Source organism: Priestia sp. P5_B4, from assembly GCF_056400385.1.
Map to the genome: position 1 here is coordinate 1 of NZ_JBFULJ010000446.1, position 3,106 is coordinate 3,106.

Here is a 3,106-nt window from a genome sequence, read left to right on the forward strand (position 1 = left end):
GTTGTGAGAAAGGATGATGTTATAAATGAACGAAAAAATAAAAAATCATGTGCATAACATTTTGGCTCCTTATCAGGATGTAGAAAATGTTCAAGATCTAGAAGAAGAACTATCACAGAACTTGCAGGAAAAATTTACAGATTACAAAAAAGACGGGCATAATGAAGAACAGGCTTATTATATGACAATCAATTCTATCGGTGATATCACAGAACTGATTCAATCAATGAATGTAGAAACAAAGGAATTAAAGCAAACCGTCCCTATGGATTTTTCAAAGACCGAGCTTACAAAATCTGATTTTCGTTCTGTATCGGTGTATAAAGGGAAATTTAATGCCAGTAATTTGAATGAATCTGATTTTAGCTACGCAGATCTTACGGACAGCATGTTTAAAAGCAGCAATTTAACGAAAGCAATATTTCATCACGTTAATTTAACAGGCGTACAATTTAAATGGGCAAATTTTAAACAGGCCAGTTTTAAAGACTGTATCTATGACAACACGTACTTTAAGCAATGTAATTTAACAGACATTGTATTTGACGAAGAAACATTTAACGGAACAATCTTTGAAGGAACATCATTAAAAAAAGCCTCATTTCGCCACGCAACTTTGCTAAATGTACAGTTCCGAGGATCAGATTTAAAGAAATCTGATTTTGAAGGTGCAAAAATGGATAAATTGACATATAACTTTTTAAAAAGTGCCAAAATAGATCTTAGTAAAGTTACGATTATTTAAAGATAAAAAAGACCTCTCTGAAGGTCTTTTTTTATGGACATATAGCAATTCTTTTTAAGAGCGAGCAGGATAGTTTATTAGAAAGCTAGAACACATTCATAATACGAACGATTACGGCAACAAGGTGGATATGAGAAAAACATATTCGTATCTTTGAATAATAAAGCTTTTATCACTTATGTGGAGGAGTATGGAAATGTCTATATATGAAATTTGGAATGAAGTGGATCTTTATATGAATGATAAGCTTATACAACCTGACCCTGTTCTTGATGAGGTATTGAAGGCAAATCAAGAGGCTGGATTACCTGCCATCGACGTATCGCCTAATCAAGGAAAGTTTCTGCATTTGTTAGCTTCATTAAAAGGAGCTAAACGCATTTTGGAAATTGGTACTCTTGGAGGGTACAGCACGATTTGGCTAGCCAGAGCTCTTCCGAAAGACGGACAGCTGATTACGCTCGAATTAAGCGCTCAGCATGCAGAAGTAGCAAGAGCTAATTTAAAAAGAGCGGGAGTAAGCCACTTAGTAGAAGTCATYGTCGGCCCCGGGCTTGATACATTAGCTGTATTAAAGGATAAGGGAACAGAGCCGTTTGATCTTATCTTTATTGATGCTGACAAACCGAATAACCCAAATTACTTAAAGTGGGCTCTAGAATTATCGAAAAGAGGAAGTACGATTATTTGTGATAATGTTGTTCGTCAAGGGCATGTGGTGAACTCAGAAAGTGAAGATGAAAATGTAAAGGGAATTCGCCAATTTATGAATGCTCTGGCTCAAGAAAAACGAATCAGCGCCACGGCTATACAAACTGTTGGAAGCAAAGGCTATGATGGATTCATTGTAGGGGTTGTTGAATGATAAAACTTGTATTACACCTAAAAAGAAACGGAGACATAACTAAATCTATCCAATCAACAGCTAGAAGCAAATACATACATGAAACCTGCGTTCATCATCATCCTAAAAAAATCCGAACGAGCTGGATTCTCGACCAAACTCGTTCGGATTGTCCTTCAACTAACATACTTTTGTTCCAGACTCTTTTTTAAAGGAGCCCCAATTTATCTGTCATTTGTTTTTTGGTTAAAAAATTAATCAATTCTCGTACAGCGAATGAACTGTAGCGTTCTTTTAACAGAATAATTCCAAGTTCCCACATCATTTCAGGATCTGCAATAGGTACGGTAGTAATATTGGGATCTTTCACTTTGGCATAAAGCGATTCGGGTAAAATAGCAATACCTAGTTCTGCCGCTGTTAATTCAATAATTAAATCCCATTGAGAACTTTTATACGCTATAGAAGGCACAAAGCCTGATTTTAAAGCATCTTGAATTAACCGGTCGTGCAGCGTAAATTCTTCACTAAACATAATGAATTTTTCATGCTCCAATTCTTTCATCCAGACGGAAGAACGTTTTGCTAAAGGATGGTTTCTATGCGCGTATAAAAGAAATCTTTCCTTAACGAACGGGTATACGTGAAAATGCTCATCATGGCCGCTTGTAAGAGGAAGCATAACAATCCCCATATCTACACCAGCCTCTTCCACAAGTGCTTCAATTTTTTTTGCTCCAAATTCAATAAGCTCTAGAGATACTTTAGGGTATTGTTCATTAAATGCTTTTGCAATCTTCGGGAAAAACAAGGTCCCGATGAGCGGAGGGACTCCCATCTTGATTTGCCCTGTTTGCAAGTTCATTAAATCTCCCAACAAGTGAGGCATGTCTTTTAACACCGACAGAGCTTTAGTTGCCTGATGATACACGACTTCTCCTGCATCGGTTAGCTTTAATTCTCTTGTTGAACGATCAAGAAGCTCAAATCCTAGTTCATTTTCTACTTTTTTGACGGCTTTACTTAAAGCCGTTTGTGACAAGTGAACTTGCAGCGCTGCCTTTGTAAAATTTTTATGATTCGCTACCTCTATAAAGTATTCTAAGTCTCTGATTTCCATGTGAAACTCCATTTCTGCAAACTGCTTATCCTTTTTCTTTACTCTTTATTTTAACCACTAAATTATTTACTGTAAATGCGCTGATTAAAAAGGGGGAGGATATATCCAATGAATAAAAACAGGGAAAGGAAATGAGCTAAAGTTTCTGTCGAAATTGATTTATAAAACGAATAATCTTTTTATAGAGAAAAATAGATTTTGCTACTAGCTGATGAGGGATATAAAGACTTTTGTATGGGCGTTCAGGTAAAAATGCAAAACTTATCAAAATAACTGAAAGTCCAAAGGCTGCGGCTGTAATCTCTAGCCAAGAAAACACCATGTCATTCCTCCTTTTACAAACCTATTAATAGAATATGTAAAAGTTCGAAAGGAGGGTGTACGATAGCCCCATAAC

The 3,106-nt window shown here is 36.2% G+C and carries 4 protein-coding genes; 2 read left to right on the forward strand and 2 right to left on the reverse strand.

What is annotated here, in order from left to right; translation table 11 throughout:
- Positions 1–25: 25 nt before the first annotated feature.
- Positions 26–745, forward strand: coding sequence for a pentapeptide repeat-containing protein (locus AC1DRF_RS21030; protein WP_043982459.1), 720 nt, complete (start codon positions 26–28; stop codon positions 743–745).
- A 178-nt stretch (positions 746–923) separates the two neighbouring features.
- Positions 924–1,610 carry an O-methyltransferase gene (locus AC1DRF_RS21035; protein WP_097823424.1) on the forward strand — a complete coding sequence of 229 codons (687 nt, stop codon included), beginning with the start codon at positions 924–926 and terminating at the stop codon, positions 1,608–1,610.
- Between the two features lie 187 nt (positions 1,611–1,797).
- Here AC1DRF_RS21035 and AC1DRF_RS21040 read toward each other — a convergent pair whose 3' ends face one another.
- Positions 1,798–2,709 (reverse strand): LysR family transcriptional regulator, encoded by a 912-nt coding sequence (locus AC1DRF_RS21040; RefSeq protein WP_427076552.1) that lies wholly within the window; start codon positions 2,707–2,709, stop codon positions 1,798–1,800.
- Between the two features lie 136 nt (positions 2,710–2,845).
- Positions 2,846–3,031 (reverse strand): hypothetical protein, encoded by a 186-nt coding sequence (locus tag AC1DRF_RS21045; protein ID WP_427076551.1) that lies wholly within the window; start codon positions 3,029–3,031, stop codon positions 2,846–2,848.
- Positions 3,032–3,106: the final 75 nt, after the last annotated feature.

What these genes read in the sequence shown, in the direction of transcription:
- AC1DRF_RS21045 (WP_427076551.1), bottom strand. Translation starts at nt 3,031, where the DNA reads ATGGTGTTTTCTTGGCTAGAGATTACAGCCGCAGCCTTTGGACTTTCA.
- AC1DRF_RS21040 (WP_427076552.1), bottom strand. Translation starts at nt 2,709, where the DNA reads ATGGAAATCAGAGACTTAGAATACTTTATAGAGGTAGCGAATCATAAA.
- AC1DRF_RS21030 (WP_043982459.1), top strand. Translation starts at nt 26, where the DNA reads ATGAACGAAAAAATAAAAAATCATGTGCATAACATTTTGGCTCCTTAT.